This is a genomic window from Amycolatopsis sp. NPDC114504 (genome assembly GCF_055633595.1).
Genome location: NZ_JBVKDU010000007.1, coordinates 342042 through 362818 on the forward strand (window position 1 = coordinate 342042; position 20777 = coordinate 362818).

Annotated in this window: 25 protein-coding genes; 23 read left to right on the plus strand and 2 right to left on the minus strand. The window is 71.8% G+C overall.

What is annotated here, in order from left to right; translation table 11 throughout:
• Nucleotides 1–3: 3 nt before the first annotated feature.
• The 13 genes from ACZ7PG_RS48385 to ACZ7PG_RS48445 all read left to right on the plus strand — a co-directional run bounded on the left by ACZ7PG_RS48385 (nt 4) and on the right by ACZ7PG_RS48445 (nt 9381).
• On the plus strand, nt 4–1350 hold the full coding sequence (locus tag ACZ7PG_RS48385; RefSeq protein ID WP_470245992.1) for a hemolysin family protein: 1347 nt from the start codon (nt 4–6) through the stop codon (nt 1348–1350).
• Nucleotides 1343–1681, plus strand: a complete 339-nt coding sequence (locus ACZ7PG_RS48390) for a cytidine deaminase (protein ID WP_470245993.1) — start codon at nt 1343–1345, stop codon at nt 1679–1681. The genes ACZ7PG_RS48385 and ACZ7PG_RS48390 overlap by 8 nt, the downstream gene beginning before the upstream one ends.
• Nucleotides 1678–2574, plus strand: coding sequence for a GTPase Era (era, locus tag ACZ7PG_RS48395; protein ID WP_470245994.1), 897 nt, complete (start codon nt 1678–1680; stop codon nt 2572–2574). The genes ACZ7PG_RS48390 and era overlap by 4 nt, the downstream gene beginning before the upstream one ends.
• 1 nt (nt 2575) lies before the next feature.
• On the plus strand, nt 2576–2881 hold the full coding sequence (locus ACZ7PG_RS48400; protein ID WP_470245995.1) for a CD225/dispanin family protein: 306 nt from the start codon (nt 2576–2578) through the stop codon (nt 2879–2881).
• A gap of 26 nt (nt 2882–2907) precedes the next feature.
• On the plus strand, nt 2908–3234 hold the full coding sequence (locus ACZ7PG_RS48405) for a CD225/dispanin family protein (protein WP_470245996.1): 327 nt from the start codon (nt 2908–2910) through the stop codon (nt 3232–3234).
• A complete protein-coding gene (locus ACZ7PG_RS48410; protein ID WP_470245997.1) occupies nt 3231–3680 on the plus strand; it encodes a DUF2752 domain-containing protein in 450 nt (149 codons plus the stop codon). Before ACZ7PG_RS48405 ends, ACZ7PG_RS48410 begins: the two co-directional genes overlap by 4 nt.
• 186 nt (nt 3681–3866) lie before the next feature.
• On the plus strand, nt 3867–4919 hold the full coding sequence (locus ACZ7PG_RS48415; RefSeq protein WP_470245998.1) for an RDD family protein: 1053 nt from the start codon (nt 3867–3869) through the stop codon (nt 4917–4919).
• A gap of 68 nt (nt 4920–4987) precedes the next feature.
• Nucleotides 4988–5458, plus strand: a complete 471-nt coding sequence (locus ACZ7PG_RS48420; RefSeq protein WP_470245999.1) for a CD225/dispanin family protein — start codon at nt 4988–4990, stop codon at nt 5456–5458.
• Nucleotides 5459–5510: 52 nt separating this feature from the next.
• Entirely contained in the window at nt 5511–6272 is a 762-nt protein-coding gene (recO, locus tag ACZ7PG_RS48425; protein WP_470246000.1) for a DNA repair protein RecO, read from the plus strand.
• A gap of 40 nt (nt 6273–6312) precedes the next feature.
• Nucleotides 6313–7125: an isoprenyl transferase gene (locus ACZ7PG_RS48430; protein ID WP_470246001.1), complete on the plus strand. Its 813-nt coding sequence runs from the start codon at nt 6313–6315 to the stop codon at nt 7123–7125.
• On the plus strand, nt 7122–7547 hold the full coding sequence (locus tag ACZ7PG_RS48435) for a YbjN domain-containing protein (protein ID WP_470246002.1): 426 nt from the start codon (nt 7122–7124) through the stop codon (nt 7545–7547). The genes ACZ7PG_RS48430 and ACZ7PG_RS48435 overlap by 4 nt, the downstream gene beginning before the upstream one ends.
• A 119-nt stretch (nt 7548–7666) precedes the next feature.
• On the plus strand, nt 7667–8668 hold the full coding sequence (locus ACZ7PG_RS48440) for a permease (protein WP_470246003.1): 1002 nt from the start codon (nt 7667–7669) through the stop codon (nt 8666–8668).
• Nucleotides 8665–9381, plus strand: a complete 717-nt coding sequence (locus tag ACZ7PG_RS48445; RefSeq protein ID WP_470246004.1) for a TIGR03943 family putative permease subunit — start codon at nt 8665–8667, stop codon at nt 9379–9381. The genes ACZ7PG_RS48440 and ACZ7PG_RS48445 overlap by 4 nt, the downstream gene beginning before the upstream one ends.
• 608 nt (nt 9382–9989) lie before the next feature.
• Here the strand turns inward: ACZ7PG_RS48445 and ACZ7PG_RS48450 are convergent.
• Together ACZ7PG_RS48450 and ACZ7PG_RS48455 are read right to left on the minus strand one after the other, a co-directional pair.
• The gene (locus ACZ7PG_RS48450) at nt 9990–10403 is read right to left on the minus strand and encodes a Fur family transcriptional regulator (RefSeq protein WP_470246005.1); all 414 of its coding nucleotides are present in this window, start codon (nt 10401–10403) and stop codon (nt 9990–9992) included.
• Complete coding sequence (locus tag ACZ7PG_RS48455) at nt 10403–10768, minus strand: ArsR/SmtB family transcription factor (protein ID WP_470246006.1); 366 nt, start codon at nt 10766–10768, stop codon at nt 10403–10405. The genes ACZ7PG_RS48450 and ACZ7PG_RS48455 overlap by 1 nt, the downstream gene beginning before the upstream one ends.
• 276 nt (nt 10769–11044) lie before the next feature.
• On the opposite strand from ACZ7PG_RS48455, the gene ACZ7PG_RS48460 reads away from it, so the two are divergent.
• The 10 genes from ACZ7PG_RS48460 to ACZ7PG_RS48505 all read left to right on the plus strand — a co-directional run bounded on the left by ACZ7PG_RS48460 (nt 11045) and on the right by ACZ7PG_RS48505 (nt 20562).
• Nucleotides 11045–12130 (plus strand): LPXTG cell wall anchor domain-containing protein, encoded by a 1086-nt coding sequence (locus ACZ7PG_RS48460; RefSeq protein ID WP_470246007.1) that lies wholly within the window; start codon nt 11045–11047, stop codon nt 12128–12130.
• Nucleotides 12131–12769 (plus strand): class F sortase, encoded by a 639-nt coding sequence (locus ACZ7PG_RS48465; RefSeq protein ID WP_470246008.1) that lies wholly within the window; start codon nt 12131–12133, stop codon nt 12767–12769.
• Between the two features lie 80 nt (nt 12770–12849).
• Nucleotides 12850–13497 carry a class F sortase gene (locus tag ACZ7PG_RS48470; protein ID WP_470246009.1) on the plus strand — a complete coding sequence of 216 codons (648 nt, stop codon included), beginning with the start codon at nt 12850–12852 and terminating at the stop codon, nt 13495–13497.
• 83 nt (nt 13498–13580) lie between these two features.
• Nucleotides 13581–14969, plus strand: coding sequence for a glycine--tRNA ligase (locus ACZ7PG_RS48475; RefSeq protein ID WP_470246010.1), 1389 nt, complete (start codon nt 13581–13583; stop codon nt 14967–14969).
• A 94-nt stretch (nt 14970–15063) separates the two neighbouring features.
• The gene (locus tag ACZ7PG_RS48480; RefSeq protein WP_470246011.1) at nt 15064–15996 is read left to right on the plus strand and encodes an ABC transporter ATP-binding protein; all 933 of its coding nucleotides are present in this window, start codon (nt 15064–15066) and stop codon (nt 15994–15996) included.
• Nucleotides 15993–16733, plus strand: a complete 741-nt coding sequence (locus ACZ7PG_RS48485; protein ID WP_470246012.1) for an ABC transporter permease — start codon at nt 15993–15995, stop codon at nt 16731–16733. Before ACZ7PG_RS48480 ends, ACZ7PG_RS48485 begins: the two co-directional genes overlap by 4 nt.
• A 29-nt stretch (nt 16734–16762) precedes the next feature.
• Entirely contained in the window at nt 16763–17965 is a 1203-nt protein-coding gene (locus ACZ7PG_RS48490; protein WP_470246013.1) for a sensor histidine kinase, read from the plus strand.
• Nucleotides 17962–18567 (plus strand): response regulator transcription factor, encoded by a 606-nt coding sequence (locus tag ACZ7PG_RS48495; RefSeq protein WP_470246014.1) that lies wholly within the window; start codon nt 17962–17964, stop codon nt 18565–18567. Before ACZ7PG_RS48490 ends, ACZ7PG_RS48495 begins: the two co-directional genes overlap by 4 nt.
• A gap of 32 nt (nt 18568–18599) precedes the next feature.
• Nucleotides 18600–19253: a YdcF family protein gene (locus ACZ7PG_RS48500; protein WP_470246015.1), complete on the plus strand. Its 654-nt coding sequence runs from the start codon at nt 18600–18602 to the stop codon at nt 19251–19253.
• 34 nt (nt 19254–19287) lie between these two features.
• Nucleotides 19288–20562 (plus strand): deoxyguanosinetriphosphate triphosphohydrolase, encoded by a 1275-nt coding sequence (locus ACZ7PG_RS48505; protein ID WP_470246016.1) that lies wholly within the window; start codon nt 19288–19290, stop codon nt 20560–20562.
• The last annotated feature ends 215 nt before the right edge of the window (nt 20563–20777 follow it).

The following is a 20777-nucleotide window of genomic DNA, read 5'->3' on the forward strand; positions in this document are numbered from 1 at the left end:
GCCATGGTCCAGCTCCTCTTCGCGATCGCGCTCGTGCTCCTCGCGGGCGTGTTCGCGGCGGCCGACGCCGCCATCAGCACCGTGTCGCAAGCCCGGGCCGAAGGCCTCGCCCGGCTCGGGCTGCCCGGTGCCCGCCAGCTCGCCGCCGTCGTCGCCGAACGCCGCCGGCACATCAACCTGCTGCTCCTGCTGCGCCTCGGCTGCGAGCTCACCGCCACCGTGCTCGTCACGGTCTTCGTCGGCACCCGGCTCCGGCCTCTCGGCCTCGCCGTCCTCGTCGCCGCCGTCGTCATGGTCGTGGTCAGCTACGTCCTCATCGGCGTCGGCCCCCGCACCCTCGGCCGCCAGCACCCCTACCGCATCGGCCGCTACGTCGCCGGGCCCGTCCGCGTCCTCGGCTCGATCCTCGGCCCGCTGTCCCGGCTGCTCATCCTCATCGGTAACGCCATCACCCCCGGTCAGGGCTTCCGCGAAGGCCCGTTCACCTCCGAGGTCGAGCTGCGCGAGCTCGTCGACCTCGCCCAGCAACGCGGCGTCGTCGAGGACTCCGAGCGCGAGATGATCCACTCGGTGTTCGAGCTCGGCGACACCGTCGCCCGCGAGGTCATGGTGCCGCGCACCGAGATCGTCTGGATCGAGCGCACCAAGACCGTCCGCCAGGCACTGGCGCTGGCCCTGCGCACCGGCTTCACCCGGCTCCCGGTGATCGGCGACTCGGTCGACGACATCGTCGGCGTCGTCAACATCAAGGACCTGATGTCGGCGTACATGGACCCGGACGGTTCGAGCACGATCGTCGACACGCTGATGAACGAAGCCTCCTTCGTCCCCGACTCGAAGCGCCTCGACGAGCTCCTCAAGGAGATGCAGCGCTCGCACCACCACATGGCGATCGCCGTCGACGAGTACGGCGGCACCGCCGGCCTGCTCACCATCGAGGACGTCCTCGAAGAGATCGTCGGCGAGATCACCGACGAGTCCGACGCCGACGAGCGCCCCGAGGTCGAGGAGCTCGCCGGCGGCGCCGTCCGCGTGTCGTCCCGGATGAGCGTCGACGACCTGGGCGAGCTCTTCGGCATCGACCTCGAAGACCACGACGTGGAGACCGTGGGCGGGCTGCTCGCGGAGCGACTGGGTAGGGTCCCGCTGCCGGGGGCCGAAGCCGAGGTCGCCGGCCTTCGGCTGTTCGCCGAAGGCGGCAAGGACCGGCGCGGCCGCATGCGGATCACCTCGGTGGTCGTGCACCCGGCCACCGCCGATGCGATGACCGACCCGGCCGACCGCACCACCCGGCGCCGCACGCGCCTGCCCAACCCCGATGAACGCGACAGGAGCGTCGAACATGCCTGACCTCGAGGCCGAGGACCAGAAACTGGTGACGCTGGCCAAGTCCGCACGCGCCCGCATCCAGGCCCCCGAAGGCGCCGCGGTCCGCGACACCGACGGCCGCACCTACGCCGCGGGCACGGTCGACCAGCCGTCGTTCAAGCTCACCGCGCTCCAGGCCGCCGTCGCCGCGGCGCTGTCCAGCGGCGCCGAAGGCATCGAAGCCGCCGCCGTCGTCAGCGAAGAAGGGCTGCTCAAGGGCGCGTCCGTGCACGCGGTCCGCGACCTGGCGAAGTACGCGCCGATCATCCTCGCCGCCCCCGACGGCACGGTTCTTGAGGTGCTGGAGCGATGACGGAACACCGGTCCGGGTTCGCCTGCTTCGTCGGTCGGCCCAACGCGGGCAAGTCGACGCTGACCAACGCCCTCGTCGGCAGCAAGGTCGCGATCACCTCCAGCAAGCCGCAGACCACGCGCCACGCGATCCGCGGCATCGTGCACCGCGAGGACGCCCAGCTCGTCCTCATCGACACCCCCGGCCTGCACCGCCCCCGCACCCTGCTCGGCGAGCGGCTCAACGACATCGTGCACACGACGTGGTCCGAAGTGGACGTCGTCGGCCTGTGCGTGCCGGCGAACGAGAAGGTCGGGCCCGGCGACCGGTTCATCGCCGCCGAGCTGCAGAAGATCGCCAAGCGCACGCCGGTGATCGGCATCGTCACCAAGACCGACCTCGTCCAGCCGCAGCAGGTCGCAGAGCAGCTCCTCGCGCTGCAGGAGGTCATGGACTTCGCGGAGCTGATCCCGGTGTCCGCCGTGGACGGCTTCCAGGTCGGCGCGCTCGCGGACCTCCTCGTCGGCAAGCTCCCGGAGGGGCCGCAGCTCTACCCGGGCGGCGAGCTCACCGACGAGCCCGAGCAGACGCTGGTCGCCGAGCTGATCCGCGAGGCGGCGCTCGAAGGCGTCCGCGACGAGCTGCCGCACTCGATCGCCGTCACCGTCGAGGAGATGCTGGCGCGCGAAGGCCGCGACGACCTCATCGACGTGCACGCGTTCCTGTACGTGGAAAGGCCCAGCCAGAAGGGCATCATCCTCGGGCACAAGGGCGAGCGGCTGCGCGAGGTCGGGGCCACCGCGCGCAAGAACATCGAGGCGCTGCTCGGCTCCAAGGTCTACCTCGACCTGCACGTCAAGGTGGCCAAGGAGTGGCAGCGCGACCCCCGTCAGCTGCGCCGGCTCGGGTTCTGACGTGGCCGAACAGCCGCGGCCGCCCGCCGACTACAACCCCGGGCCCCCGCCCGCGACCAACCTGGTCTGGGGGATCGTCAGCGCCGTCCTGTGCTGCCTGCCGTTCGGCGTCCTCTCGATCTACCAGGCCGCCAAGGTCGAAAAGCTCTGGGCGCAGGGCGAGCAGGACGCGGCGCTGGCTTCGGCTCGCGACGCCCGGCGGTGGGCGGTCGTCGCCGCCGTCGCCGGAGCCGTCCTGTGGGTCGCCGCGATCGTGACGATCGTCCTGCTCTTCGGAACGCTCACCGACGACGCCGCGTCGAACTGACGACGACGCAGCAGGAGGCGATCCCGGTGACCCAGCCCTACCCGCAGTACCCGCCGCCGCCCGGCTGGGTGCCGAACTACGGGCCGCCGCCGGACAACAACCTGGTCTGGGCGATCCTGTCGACGGTGATGTGCTGCCTGCCGTTGGGTATCGTCGCCATCGTGAAGGCGAGTCAGGTCAACTCCCTGTGGTTCCAGGGCTTCCACGCCGAAGCGCACCGAGCCGCCGACGAAGCCCGCAAGTGGGCGATGTGGTCGGCGATCGCGTCCGCGGCGCTGGTCGTGCTCTACCTCGCGTTCGTCCTGGTCATGTTCGCCCTCGTCGGCGTCTCCTTCTGGTCGCTGGTGCCATGACGACCGTCTACACGGGATACCCGGCCCGCGGCGCCAGGGCCACGTTGCGCGCGCTCGGCGCCCCGATGGCCGTCGTCGGCGGGCTCGGCGTGTGCTGCGCGGCGGTCCTCATCGGCGACCCGACCACCCCCGGCGGCTGGCTGCCCGTCTGCCCGACCAAGGCGCTGTTCGGCATCGACTGCCCGGGCTGCGGCGGCATGCGGATGGCGTACAGCCTGATGCGCGGCGACCTCCCCGCGGCCCTGCACTACAACGCCGTGTCTCTCGTCTTCATCCTCTTGTTCGTCTGGAGCACGGCCGCCTGGACGGTCGGGCGGCTGCGCGGCCGCTGGGTGAACAGCTGGCTGCACTGGCGGTGGACGCCGCTGACCGTCGGCGTCGTGTTCGCCGTCTGGTTCGTCATTCGCAACCTCCCGTTCGCCCCGTTCACCGGCCTGCGGGTCTGACTTTCGACGCACGGGAACCGCTTCGCCACGCACCGCGTCGGAGGCTCGTCCGGTTCACCCGGACAGTGGATGCCTGGGCAGCGCGGCCGCAGGTGAACCGAGTACGCTCCCGCGGACCAGTGCCGTACATTCGCACCGGTTCCGCGCGAAACGCGCGGTGGAGTGACCAGCGAGGGGGAGACCCAGATGACCGATCCCTACGGTCAGCAGCCGTTCGGGCAGCAGCCCGGGGGCCAGCAGCCGTTCGGACAACCGCCGCCCGGTCAGGCACCGCCGCCGTACGGTCAGCCCGCGCCCTTCGGGCAGCCGGCACCGTACGGGCAGCAGGCGCCGTTCGGCCAGCCGGGGAATCCCTTCGGTGCACCACAAAACTACGCGAACTGGGGCCAGCGCGCACTCGGCTGGCTCATCGACATGGGCCCCCTGGCCCTGCTGTACCTGATCTTCATCATCGTGGCGCTGATGGGGAAGATCGGCATCCTGCAGATCGTCGTCATCCTCGGCACCCTCGCCTGGATCGGCTGGGCGGTCTTCAACCGCTGGATCCAGCAGGGCAACACCGGCCAGTCGCTCGGCAAGCGCGTCGCGAAGATCAAGCTGGTCAGCGAGGCCACCGGGCAGCCGATCGGCGCCGGCATGGCGTTCCTGCGCGACCTCGCCCACTTCGTCGACGGCGTCATCTGCTACGTCGGCTGGCTGTGGCCGCTGTGGGACGACAAGTCCCAGACCCTCGCCGACAAGATCGTCGGCACGGTCGTCGTCAACGCCGACGACAACGGCGCCTACGGGCAGCCCGGCGCGGGCCAGCCCGGCGCGCAGCCGTTCGGCGGCTACCCGCCGGCCGGTCAGCAGCCGGGTCAGTTCGGCCAGCAGCCCGGCGGCTTCCCGCAGCAGCCCCCGTCCGGCGGCTTCGACCAGCCGCAGCCGGGTGGTTTCCCGCAGCAGCCCGCGCCGGGCGGCTTCGGGCAGCAGCCGCAGCCGGGCGGGTTCGACCAGCCGCAGTCCGGTGGGTTCGGCCAGCCGCTGGCGCCGCCCCCCGGCCAGCAGCCGTCGTCCGCGTTCGACGAGCAGGCCGAGCGGACCCAGATGCTCCGCCCCGGCGGCGCGTCTCCGTTCGACGAGGAGGCGGAGCGGACGCAGATGCTCCGCCCCGAAGGTCAGGGTGGACCCGAAGCGACGCAGAAGCTCCAGCCGGGCCAGTTCGGCCAGCCGCCGAACGACCAGCCGCCGCAGCACTGAGGCACTTTTCCCGCACCACCGCCGGGGTGACCCGGCGGGACGTTCACGAGTAATTGGGGTAGACGTTCATGACCAATCCCTACGGCCAGCAGCAGCCGCCTTACGGCCAGCAGCCGCAGTCCGGCGGTTTCCCGCAGCAGCAGCCGCAGCAGCCCTACGGCACGCCGTCGGGCGGGATGCCCGCCTACGGCCAGCCCGCGCCGTACGGCCAGCCCCCGTCCGGCGGCTTCGGCGCCCCCGGCTACGGCATGCCCGGCGGTGGCGGCGACATCAACGCCATCAAGGACTACAAGGGCTGGGCGATCGCCTCGCTCTTCCTGGGCGGCCTGATCCTCGGCATCTTCGCGATCATGAAGTCGAACGAGGTCGGCACGTACAAGATGCAGGGCAACTACATGATGGCGGAGCAGGCGTCGCGCACCACCAAGACGCTCTGCCTGATCTCCACCATCCTGGGCAGCATCGGCTGCGTCGTGGCGATCATCGTGATCATCGCCTCGGCGGTCGCCGTCAGCACCTGCTACGGCTACTACTGCTGACTTCCGCGGGGCGCTCCACCCCGGCATCGCCCGAGAGTGGGACGATGTCGGGGTGGTGAACCTCTACCGCGACACCGGGGTGGTGTTGCGCACGCACAAGCTGGGTGAGGCCGACCGGATCATCACCCTGCTCACGCGCCGGCACGGCAAGGTCCGCGCCGTCGCGAAGGGTGTGCGGCGGACGTCGTCGCGGTTCGGGGCCCGGCTGGAGCCGTTCGGCCACGTCGACGTGCAGTTCTACACCGGGCGCACGCTCGACGTGATCACCCAGGTCGAGACCGTCGACGCGTTCGCGCTGCCGCTGGTCGCCGACTACCAGCGCTACACCGCGGCCAGCGCGATCGCCGAAACCGCGGACCGGCTCTCGGCCGAAGAGGGCGAACCGGTGCTCAAGCTCTACCTCCTCGTCTGCGGCGCCCTGCGTTCCCTCGCCGCCGGGGAGCGTGACGCGTCCCTCGTGCTCGACGCGTTCTTCCTCCGCGCGATGTCCTACGCCGGCTGGGCGCCCGCCCTCACCGAGTGCGCCCGCTGCGGCCTGCCCGGCCCGCACGTCGCGTTCAGCGTCGCGGCCGGCGGCTCGATGTGCCAGGACTGCCGCGTCCCCGGTTCGGTGCACCCCGCGCCCGAGGTCCTGGACCTGCTCACCGCCCTCCTCCACGGCGAATGGCCGATGGCCGAGTCGACCCTGCCGGGCACCCGCCGCGACGCGAGCGGCCTGGTCGCGGCCCACCTGCAGTGGCATCTGGAGCGTCAGCTCCGGTCCCTTCCCCTGGTCGAGCGACGCGCTCGGGAGACGGTCGTGCCCGGGCAGTAGGGTCGGCCCTGATCGGTTTCACCATCCAGGGAGGCTCGCAGTGCTGCGCAGGGGACGCGAGAACAAGGCGTCGCGGTACGAGCTGCGAGCCCCGGATCCGCACCCGTCCGGCGCGAAGCCGCCGGAGATCCCGCGTGAGCTGGTCCCGAAGCACGTCGCGCTGGTCATGGACGGCAACGGCCGCTGGGCCAACCAGCGCGGCCTGCCGCGGATCGAAGGCCACAAGCGCGGCGAAGCGGTGATGATCGACGTGGCCGCCGGCGCGGTCGAGATCGGCGTCAAGTGGCTCTCGGTGTACGCGTTCTCGACGGAGAACTGGAAGCGCAGCCCCGAAGAGGTGCGGTTCCTGATGGGCTTCAACCGCGACACGATCCGCCGCCAGGTCGACTACCTCGGCTCGATCGGCGTGCGCATCCGCTGGGCCGGGCGGCGCCCGAAACTGTGGGCGTCGGTCATCAAGGAGCTGCAGGCGGCCGAGGAGAAGACCAAGGACAACACGGCGCTGAACATGACTATGTGCGTCAACTACGGCGGCCGTGCCGAGCTGGGCGACGCGATGCAGCGGATCGCGCGGGACGTCGCCGACGGCAAGCTCGATCCCGGCAAGGTCACCGAGAAGACCATCGGCAAGTACCTGTACCAGCCGGACATGCCGGACGTCGACCTGTTCCTGCGGCCCTCGGGCGAGCAGCGGACGTCGAACTTCCTGCTGTGGCAGTCGGCCTACGCCGAGATGGTCTACCAGGACACGCTGTTCCCGGACTTCGACCGGACGCACCTGTGGCGCGCGTGCCTGGAGTTCGCGAAGCGGGATCGCCGCTTCGGCGGCGCTGTCGACCAGGCGTCGTCATGAGCGCGACCGAAGCGGCCGAGACCGCGGAACTGCTTACGCAGGCGAAGGAATCGCTCGAGCGCTACCTCGAGGTGCACGTCGACGACGACGGCGCGCTGACGTTCTCCCACGGCGACGTCCCGTGCGTGATCCAGGCGACCCGGCTCGGCGAAGGCCTCACCGTGCTGTCGCTGACCTGCGTGGTCGGCTGGGACCTCGCGGACGGGCCGGAGCTGTCGGTCGCCGTCGCCGAGCGGGCGGGGCAGGGACTGTTCGGGACGCTGGGCGTCGGGCACTCCGACAACGGCGTGGACGTGACGCTGCGGTACGCGTTCCCGGCGGCGGGCCTGGACGAGGCGGCGCTCGGGACGTTGCTGATGCTGGTGGTGTCGACGGCTTCGCAGCTGCGGACCGATTTGCCGGGAATCGTGCCGGGCGAGTAACCCACTCGGGGCGTCGTTTCCGCCGCGAACGGCGAATTCCGGTCGGAAACCGGCACTTCCCGACCGTTCGCGGCTGTGCGGCGCCCGGGCTGTCGGACCGGGCTGGCATCATCGCCTTCGTGAACATCGTTTCCGACTCGGCCCGGCGCACCCGCCGGTTCCGCATCAGCTCCGTCGAGGTGCTGTGCGCGATCCTGCTGGTCGCGATCCTCGCCCAGGGCTGGCTGCAGCAGGCGTTCGACGTGCCCGCGCTGCGCACCGGCTCGACCGTGTTCGTCGCGGTCTGCGTGCAGGCTCTGCCGTTCCTCGTGCTGGGCGTGCTGATCAGCGGGGCCATCGCGGCGTTCGTGCCTGCTCGCGTGCTGGAGAAGGTGCTGCCGCGGCGGGCCGGCGCGGCGGTCGGTGTCGCCGGGCTGGCCGGGGTCGCGCTGCCGGGCTGTGAGTGCGCGTCGGTGCCGGTGGCGCGCCGGCTGATGGGGCAGGGTGTGGCGCCGGCGGCGGCGCTGACGTTCCTGCTGGCGGCGCCGGCGGTGAACCCGGTGGTGCTGGTCGCGACGGCGGTGGCGTTCCCGGGCAAGCCGGAGATGGTGCTGGCGCGCTTCGCGGGTTCGCTGGCGACGGCGATGGTGATGGGCTGGCTGTGGGCCCGCTGGGGCAAGCTGGAGTGGATCACCGAACGCGCGTTGCGGCGCCTGCCCGACGTCCCGAGCGGCCACCGCTGGCGGGTCTTCGCCGAGACGGCCCGCACGGACCTGGTCGAGGCGGGCGGCTTCCTGGTGCTGGGAGCGTTGATCTCGTCGGCGCTGAACGTGCTGGTGCCGGCTCGCTGGTTCGGGGTGCTGGGCGAGCAGGTCGTGCTGGGCATCGTGGTGATGGCGGTGCTGGCGGTGGTGTTGGCGCTGTGCAGTGAGGCGGACGCGTTCGTGGCGGCGTCGCTGACGGCGATGCCGATGCTGCCGAAGCTGGTGTTCCTGGTGGTGGGGCCGGCGGTGGACGTGAAGCTCTTCGCGCTGCAGGCGGGCACGTTCGGCAAGTCGTTCGCGGTGCGGTTCGCCCCGGTGACGTTCGTGGTCGCGGCGGCGTGTGCGGTGGTGGCCGGATCGGTGGTGGGGCTGGCATGAGGCGCGAGACGCAGAACATCCTGCTGATCCTGCTCGGCGGCGCGCTGGTCAAGATCGCGGTCAACGGCGACTACCTGCGCTACGTCAAGCCGGCGCAGCAGCCGTGGATCATCGCCGGCGGGGCGGTCATGGTGCTGCTCGGCGCCGTCGCGATCGTGCGCGACCTCGTTGCCGCGCGGGCGAAAGCCGTCGAGCACGATGGTCATTCGCACTCGGCGCGTCCCGCGTGGCTGCTGCTGGTGCCGGTGCTGGCGGTCTTCCTGGTGGCACCGCCCGCACTGGGCGCGGACTCGGTGATCCGCACCGAGTCCCGGGTCCCGGCGAGCGCGGCCGCCGCCAACGCGGCCGCCTTCCCGCCGTTGCCCGCGGGGAACGTGGTGCCGCTGTCGGTGAACGAGTTCGTCAGCCGGGCGGGCTGGGACGCGTCGGGCACGCTCGACCACCGCACGATCTCGCTGACCGGCTTCGTGGTGCACACCGGCGGCCGCACGCTCCTGGCCCGCCTGGTGATCAGCTGCTGCGCGGCGGACGCGTTCCCGGTGACGGTCCACCTCCGCGGCGGCGAAGCCGACCACCTGCCGAGCGACGCGTGGATCCAGGTGACGGGCGAAGCCGTCCCCGGCACGGCGACGAAGGACAACAGCTACACGCCGGACTTCACCTTGGCCTCGATCACGACGGTTCCGGCCCCGAAGGACCCGTACGAGTACTGACGAAGCTGGTCGCGCGATCGCCCGCCGTGACCGCCGGCGTGCGGCACGGGGGCGCCGTGAGGTGGATTCGGTGTGCCGAGCGCGGCCGCGCTGGTCCGCCGCCGGACGCACCCGGCCCGGCCTGGGGCCGCCGCCGGGCAGGACCGCCCGGGCCGCGGCTTGAGGTCGGGTTGTCCCGGGGTCGGCTCGTTTCCCGGCAGGGCCATCGGCGCCCGCCGGCCCGCCGCCGGCGGCGGGCTGGGCCGCGTGGGCTCGGTTCACCGAGTGGCGGGGGTCTCGAGTGAGCCCCTCGTGGCCAGGGCATCGGTCCGGCGGCTGCCCGTCGCCCGGCGCTCGTCCCGGCCCGGCGCTCGGCTTGAGCGGGCGGAGCTTGGCTCGGGCGGGGCCGTCCGGCAACTCGGCCCGGCCATCGCTGGTCCGCGCTCAACCGGTCCCAGGCCGGCTGGCCCCGTTCGCCGGACCCGGGCCGGCCCGCCGGCGCGACATCCGCGGCCGCCGGCCACCGCGCGGCAGATCGGCGCGGATGCCGGCGCGAGGCTGGGCATGTCGCGAGTGAGTCATCCGCGACCTCGCGCGGGGCCGGCCGGGCAGGACCGCCCAGGCCGGCGTCAGTGCTCCGCGCAGGTCCCGGTGATCTCCACCGTGTGCGAGATCTCCGAAAAGCCGTGCTCGGCCGCGATCTTCTCCGCCCAGCGCTCCACCGCCGGCCCCTCGACCTCCACCGTGCGGCCGCACAGGCGGCACACCAGGTGATGGTGGTGGTGCGCCGAGCAGCGGCGGTAGATCGCCTCGCCCGAGTCCGTCCTCAGCACGTCGATCTCGCCGGCCTCCGACAGCGACTGCAGCGTGCGGTAGACCGTCGTCAGGCCGATGCCGTCGCCGCGTTTGCGCAGCTCGTCGTGCAGTTCCTGGGCCGACCGGAAGTCGTCGACGGTGCTCAGCAGCTCGACGACCGCCGCGCGCTGGCGGGTCGATCGGCGCCCGGGCACCGGGGCCTGGCCGCGCGGTACGACGGCGTTCATCACTTTCCTTCCTGCACGTGGGCGACGGCGTCGACGACGATGTGCGCCAGGTGGTCGTCGGCGAGCCGGTAGACGACCTCGCGCCCGCGCCGCTCGCCCTGGACCACCCCGGCCGTCTTCAGCACCCGCAGGTGCTGGCTGATCAGCGGCTGGGCGACGTCGAGGGCGTCCACCAGCTCGTGCACGCACCGGTCGGCCGCGCGCAGCTGCAGCACGATCGCGATCCGGACCGGGGCCGCCAGCGCGCGCAACAGGTCGCCCGCGTCGTTGAGGACCGACGCGGGCGGGTGCGCCGGCGCCTGGGCCGCCGCAGGTGCGCACTCAGCGAGGCCCGGCTGGGCGCCACCCCCGGTGACTGTCGCCATTCCCGCCTCCACGCTGCTCGTCATCGCCGCCGGCGACCATGAATTCCGTAGTCATTGCCGATAACGGCACCACCCATCCTAGTGTTCCCCGCGATATCACCCGCTCCGTGATCGCGCCTTGCGGATTACGGCCGGTCGTAGTACTCCATTCGGGTGAGTTCGTGGGTAATTGCCTCTTCGGCTTCGCATGTCGTGGCCGACGGTGCAAGGTTGTCGCGGAGCGTTTCGTCGCTTCTCGTACGCTGGCGACCCGCCCGAGCAGAGCAGTGGGGAGACATGATCCGTTTCGCAACCAAGGCAGCCGCGGTGACGGCCGTCCTCTTCCCGCTGGTCGGAGCCGGGGTCGCCGGGGCGCAGAGCCAGGCCGTCGACGAGAAGACCGGGCCGGTCTCGTTCGCGAACATCGCGTCGGTCCGGATCGGCAGCGAGGGCCAGAAGGGCGGCGCCCTCATCACCGAGACCCAGCGCTCGCCGCTGCTGCCCGGCCAGTCGAAGCTCGGCACGGACCGCGTCACGGTGCCCAAGGACGACGGCGAGCGAGCCACGTTCGGCGGGCACTACCGGATCGACCTCGGCCGCTACAGCGACGGCAACCCGTACCCGACTGGCGTCGCGAGCCGCGACCACAACGTCGTCGCCGCACTGCAGGCGACCACCGTGCCCACCGCCGTCGCCGAGACCAACTACGCGCTGCGCGACTCCTGGCAGGGCGGCGCGAAGGCGCTCGACGACACCGTGCTCGTGCTCGAAGGCGCGAAGACGTCGGTGGACTGCACCGCGCCGTCGAAGCTGACCGGCACGTCGTCGGTGAGCCGGCTGTGGGTGCGCCAGGACGGCGGGCTCGGCATCGTCCCGATGCCCGGCGGCACCGCGGGCCTCGAGCTGAAGAACCTGCGGCTCGGCCCGCCCGGCGACATCGCGAACGCGAGCAAGGACACCACGGTCTCCGACCTCAGGCTGACCCGCGTCGCCGCGTTCGACCAGCTGATCCGCCAGGACGGCTGGCGCGGGGGCGACTACACCGCCGTCGCCGGCTGGCACGTCGAGATCACCACCCACGTCAAGGACGCCGCGGGCACCGCGCTGCAGGACGTGCAGACGAACATCGTGCTCGGCGGGGTCAGCTGCTCGGTGCCGAAGGGCTTCGTCGCGAAGGCCGCGGGCTCCACCGGCGGCGGCACGAGCGCGACGCAGGCCGCGGTGCCGACCCAGGTCCCGGCCGGGTACCTCGGCGCGGCCGAGCCCGACACCGGCAGCGACGGCTCACGCGTCCCGCTCGGCATCGGCCTGCTCTTCGGCGGGGTGTTCTTCGGGGCCGTCGCGCTGCTGCTCGGCAGGCGGCGCAAGTCCGGGACGGACTAGGTGCTGCGCACCGGGCTGGCCGCCGTCTCGGCGGCGCTGGCCGTGGCCGCCTTCGCGGCCGGCGTCATCCTGCTGACCTGGCTGCCGCCCGAGCCGACGGCGCTCGCCGCGCCACCGCCCGGCTCGCTGCCGGGGGAGAACGCGGCCCCGGCCGTGCTGCCCGCGGACAGCGAGTCCGCCGCGCAGCAGCGTCCGGGCACGGTCCGCCTGCCCGACGGCGCCACCGCCCGCCTGGTCCGCACGGAGCTCACCGACCGCGGCGTGCTCCCGATCCCGCGCGGCCTGGGTGACGCCGCCTGGTGGGGTGCCAAGCTGGGCGCGGCCCAGGGTGCGGCGCTGCTGTCCGGGCACGTGAACTGGGAAGGGCACCGGGGCCCGTTCGACGAGCTCTGGCGCATGCGCGAGGGCGACGAGGTCAGCGTGGCCGACGCGCGCGGCGGCCGCTGGGTCTACCGCGTCGACAGCGTGGTGACGCTTCCGAAGGAGACGCTGCCGGAGCAGGCCGCGAAGTGGTTCGGCCAGGACGGCCCGCACCGCCTGGTCCTGGTGACCTGCGGCGGCGACTACGTCGGCGGCACCGAGGGCTACGACGAGAACCGCCTGGTCACGGCCAAGCTGGTGACGCGCCCCGCCGGCTGATCGAGTTCGGTGCAACCTCCCGCGCCCGTCGGCGCATGTGTGTCTTCGCAACGGCACGACCAGCGAAGGAGCACAGGCGCATGCAGGAGCAGAACCCGGCGGAACCGAAGAAGGGCCTCGGCCGCTGGTGGATCGTCGGCGTCGCCGGCGCGTTCGTGGTCGCGGCGCTCGTCGCCACGCTGCTCATCTTCACCGGAAAGGATGAACCCGCCGGCGCGAACGGCACGACCACGCCCGTCGCGGAGCAGCCCGCTGGCCAGCAGGCCAAGCAGGACACCGGCCAGACGCCCTCGCAGCTGTCGCTCCCCGGTGGCGGCGCCGCGAAGCTCGTCCAGGAGGACCTCGACGACGCGGGCGCCCTCAAGATCCCCGAGGGGCTCGACGAAGCCGCTTGGTGGGGCGCGAAGCTGGGCGCCGACCACGGGGTCGCGCTGCTGTCCGGGCACGTGAACTGGAAGGGAAAGAAAGGCCCGTTCAACGAGCTCTGGCAGGTCAAGCAGGGGCAGGAGGTCAAGCTGACCGACGCCGCCGGCGGTGCCTGGGTCTACCGGGTCGACGCGACCGAGACCATCCACAAGTCCGAGCTGGCCGGCCGTTCGGCGCAGCTGTTCGACCCCGACGGCCCGCACAAGCTGCTCCTGGTCACCTGCGGTGGCGAGTACGTCGGCGGGACCGAGGGATACGAGGACAACCGCGTCGTGACGGCGTCGCTGGTGACCCGGCCGTAGCCTGCGCGAAAAGGACTCGGCCCCGGCGGATACCCTGGACGTTCAAGTCCGATAACCGTCCCCGCATGCTTCCGGAGCGTGGAGTGCCCACGAACACCATCGATACCGTAGTCAGCCTGTGCAAGCGCCGTGGTTTCGTCTTCGCCAGCGGAGAGATCTACGGCGGTACCCGCTCGGCGTGGGACTACGGGCCGCTCGGGGTCGAGCTCAAGGACAACATCAAGCGCCAGTGGTGGAAGACCGTGGTCCAGGGCCGCGACGACGTCGTCGGCCTCGACTCCTCGGTCATCCTGCCGCGCCAGGTGTGGGTGGCTTCGGGGCACGTCAACGTGTTCACCGACCCGCTGATCGAGTGCCTCTCGTGCCACAAGCGGTTCCGCGCCGACCAGCTCGCCGAGGAGTACGCCGGCCGCACCGGCAAGGAGACCACCGAGGACGACCTGTCCGACGTGCCCTGCCCGAACTGCGGCACCCGCGGCAAGTACACCGCGCCGCGGGACTTCAACATGATGCTGAAGACCTACCTCGGCCCGGTGGAGTCCGAAGAAGGCCTGCACTACCTCCGTCCGGAGACCGCGCAGGGCATCTTCGTCAACTACCTCAACGTGCAGACGACGGCCCGCAAGAAGCCGCCGTTCGGCATCGGCCAGATCGGCAAGTCGTTCCGCAACGAGATCACACCGGGCAACTTCATCTTCCGGACGCGCGAGTTCGAGCAGATGGAGATGGAGTTCTTCGTCGAGCCGGGCGAAGACGAGACCTGGCACCAGTACTGGATCGACGAGCGCACGAAGTGGTACACCGACCTCGGCATCGCCGCCGAGAACCTGCGCCACTTCGAGCACCCGAAGGAAAAGCTTTCGCACTACGCGAAGCGGACCGTCGACATCGAGTACCGGTTCTCGTTCAACGCCGGTCAGGAGTGGGGTGAGCTCGAGGGCATCGCCAACCGCACCGACTTCGACCTGACCACGCACTCGAACCACTCGGGCGTGGACCTGTCGTACTTCGACCCGACCTCGAAGCAGCGGTTCCGGCCGTTCGTGATCGAGCCGGCGGCCGGTGTCGGCCGGTCGATGATGGCCTTCCTGATCGACGCCTACCACGAGGACGAGGTGCCGAACGCCAAGGGCGGCACCGAAAAGCGCGTGGTCCTGAAGCTCGACCCGCGGCTCGCGCCGTACAAGGCCGCGGTGCTACCGCTGTCGCGCAACGCCGACCTGACCCCGAAGGCGAAGGCCGTCGCCGACCTGCTGCGCAAGCACTGGAACATCGACTTCGACGACGCCGGGTCGATCGGCAAGCGCTACCGCCGTCAGGAAGAGATCGGCACGCCGTACTGCGTGACGGTCGACTTCGACAGCCTCGAGGACAACGCCGTCACGGTCCGCGACCGCGACACCATGGCGCAGGAACGCGTCGCGATCGACAAGCTGGAGTCCTACCTGGCCGGCCGCCTCATCGGCTGCTGAACCACCCGGAGCCCGGGTACCCCTGACACCTGTCACGGTCAATCCGTGACGCACGATCCGGGGACCCGGGCCTCCCGGGCGGCAGCCTGGGGGCATGCGAGAAAACGACATCCAGGCGGTGGCGGCGGGGGCCGCGGTTCACCTCGCCGGCCTGCGCAAGCACTACGGTGACGTCCACGCGGTCGACGGCGTCGACCTCACGATCGCCCCGGGCGAGGTGGTCGCCCTGCTCGGCCCCAACGGCGCGGGCAAGTCCACCACCGTCGACATGATCCTCGGCCTGACCACGCCGGACGCGGGCGACGTGCGCGTGTTCGGGCGCAAGCCGGTCGACGCGGTCCGCGCCGGCCTGATCGGCGCGATGCTGCAGGGCGGCGCCCTGATGGACGACCTGACCGTCGGTGAGACCGTCGGCATGGTCGCGGCCCTGCACCGCCGGCCGATGCCGGTCGCCGAAGCCCTGCGCGCCGCCGGCGTCGAAGAGCTGGCCGGCCGCCGCGCCAACAAGCTCTCCGGCGGGCAGAAGCAGCGCGTGCGCTTCGCTGTCGCGCTGGTGAGCAACCCCGACCTGCTGATCCTCGACGAGCCGACCGCCGCGATGGACGTCGGCACGCGCCGCGAGTTCTGGCAGTCGATGTACTCGTTCACCGAGTCCGGCCGCACGGTCCTGTTCGCCACGCACTACCTCGAAGAGGCCGAGGAATTCGCCGACCGCGTGGTGCTGATGCGCCGCGGCCGCGTCGTGGCCGACGGGTCGGTCGCCGAGGTCCGCGCGCTGGCCGGCGGGCGCACGCTGCGGGCCGCCGTCCCGGGCGCCACCGAAGCCGCGATCGCGGCGCTGCCCGGCGTCAAGGAGTTCGAACTGCGCGGCGACCGCGTCGCGATCTCCACCGGCGACTCCGACGCGACGCTGTGGGCGCTCAAGGCCGCGGTGCCCGCCGTCCACGACGTCGAGATCAGCGCCGTCGGCCTCGAAGGCGCCTTCCTCTCCCTGACCGCCGACGAGACCCCGGAGTCCGTGCGATGAACGCCGCCTACCTGCTCACCGAGATCCGCCGGAACTTCCGGGCGCCGCGGTTCCTGATCTTCGTCGTTGCGTTCCCGGTACTGATGTTCCTGTTGCAGGCCAACGTCTTCACGAAGGCGGACGCGCCGGACCACGCCGCGATCGCCGCCGCGATCATGATCAACATGATGACGTTCGGGACGTTCGCCGCGGCGACGAACAGCGGCGCCCGGCTCGCCCTGGAACGCGCGCTCGGCTGGCAGCGGCAGCTGCGCCTGACCCCGCTGACCGGCACCGGCTACCTGGCGGGCAAGGGCATCTCCGGGATGCTCGTGGGGCTGCCCGCGCTGATCCTCGTGCCCCTGCTGGCCGTGACGGTCGAAGGCGTGCACCTCGACGCCGCGGGCTGGGTGCGGATCTTCGCCGGCGTGTGGCTCGGCACGATCCCGCTGGTCCTGCTCGGGCTGCTGCTCGGCCAGTTCGGCACGCCCGATTCCATGCAGCCGGTCAACATGATCGTCACCCTCGGCATGGGTTTCCTCGGCGGCCTGTGGATCCCGATCGAGACCATGCCGGGCTGGATGCACGACGTCGCGCAGCTCATGCCGACGTACTGGGTGCTGCAGGTCGCGCGACCCGCCGTGACCAGCGACATGGTGGTCTCGCTGCCGCAGGCCGCCGGCGTGCTCGGGGCGTGGACGGTCGTGCTCGGAGCGCTGGTGATCAGGCGTTACCGTAAGGACAGCGCCCGGGTCTGAGGGCCGGGGACAGGGGAATGGGAACGGCGATGGCCAAGGACGAATCGCAGCAGTACGGGCTGGGCAACCACGCCACGTGGTGGGAGGACCCGCCGCCCAACCGGGGCAAGAGCGGGCCGGACAAGTTCCGGTGGCCGTTCCTGTCGATCGTGTTCACCCTGCCCTACCTCATCCCCGTGACGAAGACGCTGCTGGCCGTGGACCGGGTGACCTTCGGCGTGGTGGCGCTGTGGGTGCTCGTCTACGGCGTCGCGGTGTCCTACGCGCTCTTCCCGATCGCGTTCGACCGCGGCCGCCCGTTCCGCTTCGCCTACAGCGTCTGGATGCTCGCCCTGGGCCTGACGGTGGTCGCCGCGACGCACACCAACCCGTTCGTCCTGCTCTACGGCACCGCCGCGCTGGTGTTCCTGCTGCCGCTGGCCTGGGTGGTGCTCCTCGACGGCGCCGCGCTGCTGGTCGCGGCGGTGATCCTGCTGGTGAACGGCCGCTTCGCCGACAACTGGGGCGACCTGGTCACCGTCGGGTCGGTGACGATGGCGATGTTCTTCATGTCCAGCCTGGTCCGCGCGGTCCGGCGGCTGCAGCTGGCCAACGAGGAGATCGCGACGCTCGCCGTGGCGAACGAACGCGAGCGCGTCGCCCGCGACCTGCACGACCTGCTCGGGCACAGCCTCACCACGATCACCGTCAAGGCCGGGCTGGCCCGGCGGGTGCTGGAGAGCGCCGGCGACATCCCGCGCGCGGTCGAGGAGATCCGCGAGGTCGAGAGCCTCACCCGCAGTGCGCTGTCCGACGTCCGCGCCACCGTGTCGGAGTACCGGGAGGTGTCGCTGTCGGCGGAGATCGTCGGTGCCCGGGCCGCGTTGCGGGCCGCGGAGATCGACGCCGACCTGCCGCACGCGGTCGACAACGTGCGGCCCGAGTTCCAAAGCGTCTTCGGGTACGTGCTGCGTGAAGCCGTGACGAACGTGCTGCGGCACTCCGGCGCCAAGCTGGTCAAGGTGAAGCTCGGGGACACCTGGCTGGAGATCGAGGACGACGGCACCGCCACCGAGGTCGTCGCGGGCAACGGCCTGCGCGGGCTCCGGGAGCGGCTCGCCGCCGTCGGGGGGACGTTGCGGACGTCGGCGCGGCCCGGGGGAGGATTGCTGGTGCGGGCGGAGATCCCGCTGCCGGAACCTCGCGCGGCCGCCTCGGCCGTGCGCGCCGAACCCGCGGGAGGACTCGCTTGATCCGGGTGTTGCTGGCCGACGACCAGGCCATGGTGCGCGGCGCGCTGGCGACTGTGCTCGGCCTCGAACCGGACATCGAGGTGGTCGGGCAGGTCGGCTCCGGCGACGAGGTGGTCGCCGCCGCACGCGAGGCCAAGCCGGACGTCGCCCTGCTCGACGTGCAGATGCCGGGCAAGGACGGCCTGGAGGCGGCCGCCGACCTGCGGGCCGCGCTGCCGTCGTGCCGGGTGATCATCTGCACCACGTTCGGCCGGCCCGGCTACCTGGCCCGCGCGATGGCGGCGGGCGCGGCCGGGTTCGTCGTCAAGGACGCCCCGCCCGAGCAGCTCGTCGAGGCCGTCCGTCGAGTCCACAGTGGACTCCGGGTGGTGGACCCGGCGCTGGCCGCCGAGTCGCTGGCCACCGGCGCCAGCCCGCTAACCGGGCGCGAGCGGGACGTGTTGCGGGAGGCCAAGGACGGCAGCACGGTGGCCGACGTCGCGCGGGCCCTGCACCTGTCGGAAGGGACCGTGCGCAACCATCTCTCCGCCGCGATCGGCAAGACGGGTGCCCGGACGCGGGCCGAAGCGGTCCGCGTCTCCGAGGAGCGCGGCTGGCTCTGAGCGGCGCGCGGCCGTCTGACAAGATGGGGCGGGTGGGTACCGCTGAACGTACGAAGCCGACGCGCGCGAGCTGGGCGCGCCGGATCGCCTTCGGCACGGTCCTCATGCTGCTCGCGCTGGTCGGCGGCACGGCGTTCCGCGTCTGGCAGGTCGCGCGCGTGAACGACCGGACGCCCGCCGACGTCATCGTGGTGCTGGGCGCGGCGCAGTACAACGGCAAGCCGTCGGACATCTACGCGGCGCGGCTGGTCAAGGCGAAGCAGCTCTACGACGCGGGCGTCGCGAAGACGATCGTCACCGCGGGCGGCAAGAAGGCCGAGGACAACTTCACCGAGGCTCGCGCCGGTCAGCTCTGGCTGACGCGGCACGGCGTTCCGTCCACCGCGACGCTGGCGGTCGGGGAAGGCAGCGACACGCTGCGCAGCCTCCGGGCGGTCGCGGACGAGGTCCAGGGGCGCGGCTGGCACACGGCGGTGCTCGTCAGCGACCCGTGGCACTCGTTCCGGGCCCGGACCATGGCCGACGACCTGGGGCTGGACGCGTGGACCGCGCCGACGCACAGCGGGCCGATCGTGCAGGAGCGAGTCACCCAGGTGCGCTACATCGTCCGCGAGACCGGCGCGCTGCTGTACTACCGGCTGACGAAGACCCCGGCCGACGACCTCTTCGCCACGTTCCTGGGCTGAGATTTTTGTCGGTCCCGCCGTTTAGGCTGGTCGGGTGGACTACACGGAGCACGACACCGCCCGCCTGCTGCCGGAGCCGGCGAAGGGCGCGGCGCTGCCCGGCACGCGCGCGGACGGGCGCAGCGCGTTCTCCCGCGACCGGGCCCGCGTGCTGCACTCGGCGGCGCTGCGGCGGCTCGCCGGCAAGACCCAGGTGGTCGGGCCGGGGGAGGGCGCCGAGGTCACCGGCGTCCCGCGCACCCGGCTGACGCACTCGCTGGAGGTCGCCCAGATCGGGCGGGGCATCGCCGAGGAGCTGGGCGCGGACCCGGATCTCGTGGACACCGCGGGGCTGGCGCACGACATCGGGCACCCGCCGTTCGGGCACAACGGCGAGCGCGCGCTCGACTCGGTGGCGGCCGCGTGCGGCGGGTTCGAGGGCAACGCGCAGACGTTGCGCATCCTCACCCGGCTGGAGCCGAAGCTGCTCTCCGATGACGGTGACCCGGTGGGGCTCAACCTGACCCGCGCGTGCCTGGACGCGACCACGAAGTACCCGTGGCCGCGCAAGCCGGGGCAGGTGAAGTACGGCGTGTACGCCGACGATGTGCCGGTGTTCGACTGGGTCCGTTCCGGGGCGCCGTCGGAGCAGACCTGCCTCGAAGCGCAGATCATGGACTGGGCGGACGACGTCGCGTACTCGGTCCACGACGTCGAGGACGGCGTCCTGGCCGGCCGGATCAAGCTGCGCGTGCTCGCCCACCCGGACGAGCGCGCGGCCGTCGCGGAGGCCGCGGCCAAGCACTTCTCGGCCCAGTCGGTGTCCACTTTGGAGGATGCGGCGGCGGAGCTGCTGGCACTGCCGGTGGTGGCGGCGCTGACGTCGTCGGAGCCGGACGGCTCACCGGGCGCCCAGGTGGCGTTGAAGCGGTTGACGAGCGAGCTGGTTGGCCGCTTCACGACGGCGGCGGTCACCGGCACCCGCGCGGAGTTCGGCGAGGGCCCGCTGGGGCGGTACCGGGCGCGGCTGTGCGTCCCGGAGCAGGTCGCGGCGGAGGTGGCGCTGCTGAAGGCGCTGGCGCTGCGGTACGTGATGAGCGACCACCGCCGGTTGGCGATGCAGGAGGGCCAGCGCGAGCTGCTGGTGGAGCTGGTCCACGCGCTGGCCCGCCGCGCGCCGGAGTCCCTGGACCCGCTGTTCGTCCCGGCCTGGAACGCGGCCCGCGACGACGCGGGCCTGCTCCGGGTGGTGATCGACCAGGTCGCCTCCCTGACGGACGCCCAAGCCCACACGTGGTACTCCTGGCACGTAACCCGCCACCACCGCTGACCGCCCGCCCCGCGTGTCCGGCGAGGCATCACCCGTGTCCAGCGAGGCATCACGCGTGTTTGGAGAGGCATCACGCGTGATCCGAGGGTCGACACGCGTGATTGGCGGGTCGACACGGCGCGGCTCGAGCCTGATGCCGTGTCGACCCTCTAATCACGCGTGATGCCCCTTCAATCACGCGTGATGCCTTCCTGATCACGCGAGATTCCCCGCCA

What these genes read in the sequence shown, in the direction of transcription:
- ACZ7PG_RS48460 (WP_470246007.1), top strand. Translation starts at nt 11,045, where the DNA reads ATGATCCGTTTCGCAACCAAGGCAGCCGCGGTGACGGCCGTCCTCTTC.
- era (WP_470245994.1), top strand. Translation starts at nt 1,678, where the DNA reads ATGACGGAACACCGGTCCGGGTTCGCCTGCTTCGTCGGTCGGCCCAAC.
- ACZ7PG_RS48445 (WP_470246004.1), top strand. Translation starts at nt 8,665, where the DNA reads ATGAGGCGCGAGACGCAGAACATCCTGCTGATCCTGCTCGGCGGCGCG.
- ACZ7PG_RS48420 (WP_470245999.1), top strand. Translation starts at nt 4,988, where the DNA reads ATGACCAATCCCTACGGCCAGCAGCAGCCGCCTTACGGCCAGCAGCCG.
- ACZ7PG_RS48450 (WP_470246005.1), bottom strand. Translation starts at nt 10,403, where the DNA reads ATGAACGCCGTCGTACCGCGCGGCCAGGCCCCGGTGCCCGGGCGCCGA.
- ACZ7PG_RS48485 (WP_470246012.1), top strand. Translation starts at nt 15,993, where the DNA reads ATGAACGCCGCCTACCTGCTCACCGAGATCCGCCGGAACTTCCGGGCG.
- ACZ7PG_RS48455 (WP_470246006.1), bottom strand. Translation starts at nt 10,768, where the DNA reads ATGGCGACAGTCACCGGGGGTGGCGCCCAGCCGGGCCTCGCTGAGTGC.
- ACZ7PG_RS48385 (WP_470245992.1), top strand. Translation starts at nt 4, where the DNA reads ATGGTCCAGCTCCTCTTCGCGATCGCGCTCGTGCTCCTCGCGGGCGTG.
- ACZ7PG_RS48480 (WP_470246011.1), top strand. Translation starts at nt 15,064, where the DNA reads ATGCGAGAAAACGACATCCAGGCGGTGGCGGCGGGGGCCGCGGTTCAC.
- ACZ7PG_RS48490 (WP_470246013.1), top strand. Translation starts at nt 16,763, where the DNA reads ATGGCCAAGGACGAATCGCAGCAGTACGGGCTGGGCAACCACGCCACG.
- ACZ7PG_RS48415 (WP_470245998.1), top strand. Translation starts at nt 3,867, where the DNA reads ATGACCGATCCCTACGGTCAGCAGCCGTTCGGGCAGCAGCCCGGGGGC.
- ACZ7PG_RS48470 (WP_470246009.1), top strand. Translation starts at nt 12,850, where the DNA reads ATGCAGGAGCAGAACCCGGCGGAACCGAAGAAGGGCCTCGGCCGCTGG.
- ACZ7PG_RS48410 (WP_470245997.1), top strand. Translation starts at nt 3,231, where the DNA reads ATGACGACCGTCTACACGGGATACCCGGCCCGCGGCGCCAGGGCCACG.
- ACZ7PG_RS48435 (WP_470246002.1), top strand. Translation starts at nt 7,122, where the DNA reads ATGAGCGCGACCGAAGCGGCCGAGACCGCGGAACTGCTTACGCAGGCG.
- ACZ7PG_RS48390 (WP_470245993.1), top strand. Translation starts at nt 1,343, where the DNA reads ATGCCTGACCTCGAGGCCGAGGACCAGAAACTGGTGACGCTGGCCAAG.